At 49.7% G+C, this 1506-nt stretch carries 1 protein-coding gene; it reads left to right on the top strand.

The genetic code is table 11. The features are described 5' to 3' along the window. Nucleotides 1–445 precede the first annotated feature (445 nt). Nucleotides 446–973, top strand: coding sequence for an RDD family protein (locus tag HW443_RS11170; protein WP_176231758.1), 528 nt, complete (start codon nucleotides 446–448; stop codon nucleotides 971–973). The last annotated feature ends 533 nt before the right edge of the window (nucleotides 974–1506 follow it).

Here is a 1506-nt window from a genome sequence, read left to right as displayed (position 1 = left end):
AAGTACTTCGAGGTACCCGTTGTCTATGGCATAGCCAAAAAGTACATGGAATAGGCGGGAGGTGGCTCAGGCTCATGTTGTAGCTTCTGGCCCCCATCTCCCTGGATAATCTTTAAGCAAGGCTATGTCTGCATAGCTAGGGCGGAGAGAACTGATCAGGTCTGATCGGTAACCTGAAGATTGGTCTTTCTGTCCTCATTACCGGTGGGATTGAGGTAAAGCTGGTGGAGAAGTAAGGGCGACTGCGGCCAATAACAAAGCAAAAAAATGCTTGACAGCCTGGGGGGGGTTGATACACTATGAACTAAGATTAGGTCAGTGGATTTTGGAAAAACTAAACTATTACCGGTCGCCTAACAGCAGGCTAAAAGCAAAGAAATTTTAAACAAATGCCCCCGCACTTCTTTTAGCCTGCTGTTAGGCGAACGAAGAAAGGAGGAAGGCAATGATCTGTCCAAGCTGCAACAACGAGATTATGCCAGATAGCTGTTTCTGCGCGTGGTGTAGCGATTTCGTCCCGGATCCAGCCAAGGGCAAGAAAGCCAACCTGTTTACTCGCTGGGCAGCTCTGATAATAGACCCCCTTATAGCCTTCGGCTTATGGGGTCTCAGCGCGATGACGCTTGGGCTTCTTGCCGTGATGGTTGGCAGCATTTCCGAGGATCTTGCCGGGGCGGCCGGTGTTCTGTTTTCCGTTCTGGCTTTCGTTCTGCCTATCGCGTACTTTGTCTGGTTCCTTAGCTTACTACCAAAGGGACTCACTCCCGGTAAGTTGATACTGGGCCTTCGGGTGGTGGATCATCAGACGGGAGCAATTCCAGGTTTTGGCAGGATGTCCTTGCGGGAGATAGTTGGTAGATTCCTTAGCGGGCTCTTCTTTGGCCTGGGTTATTTTTGGGCTCTTTTCGATAAGAATGCTCAAGCCTGGCATGACAAGCTTGCGGGGACAGTGGTCCTTAAGGCCCGGAGGTGATAGATCTTCTTTGATGTGGGTCGCCTAAGATGCGCTTGCAGCCGACAGCGCCTCCGCTTGCTTCGGGGCTGCGGTTGAAGCGCGTGCCGTTAGGCCGCTAAAGGGAGGGAAGACGGTGCGAAAGCACACTTGCCTACTTGTTATAGCTCTTCCTTTACTCGCTGTGTTGGCTCTGAACGGTTGTAGGCCAAGTCTATTTTGCCTACGTCCATTCCAATTACTCTTTTGATACTAATTGATGCCATTTTTTCTGTGCCTCCTTTTCTCGGCTTAACTGACAGCTAACTTTATGCCCTAAGAGGCGCAGCGTTTTCATGGTATCATAGATGAAACTTCAGTGATGCAATTCGAAGCATTTACTGTTACGGCAATAAGAGGGTATAGTATGGTTACAGGAATTTCCACCAGTTATGGGGCGCAGCCCTTGAGACAGCCAGGTTAACACATGAGAAAAGAGAGCAGGACGTGTTGTATCAGAAGAATCTGTGCGTTGGCCTTGGTGGCCTCAATCATGATGTCAATGCTTGGCGTTT

The sequence above is a fragment of the Candidatus Hakubella thermalkaliphila genome, assembly GCF_013281975.1.
Classification (GTDB): Bacteria; Actinomycetota; Humimicrobiia; order Hakubellales; family Hakubellaceae; genus Hakubella; species Hakubella thermalkaliphila.
The sequence above is the reverse complement of the archived record's forward strand: the minus strand, read 5'-3'. Positions and strand labels throughout refer to the sequence as shown.

Bases quoted from the DNA above. Each gene is read 5' to 3' on its own strand.
- HW443_RS11170 (WP_176231758.1), top strand. From the start codon at position 446: ATGATCTGTCCAAGCTGCAACAACGAGATTATGCCAGATAGCTGTTTC.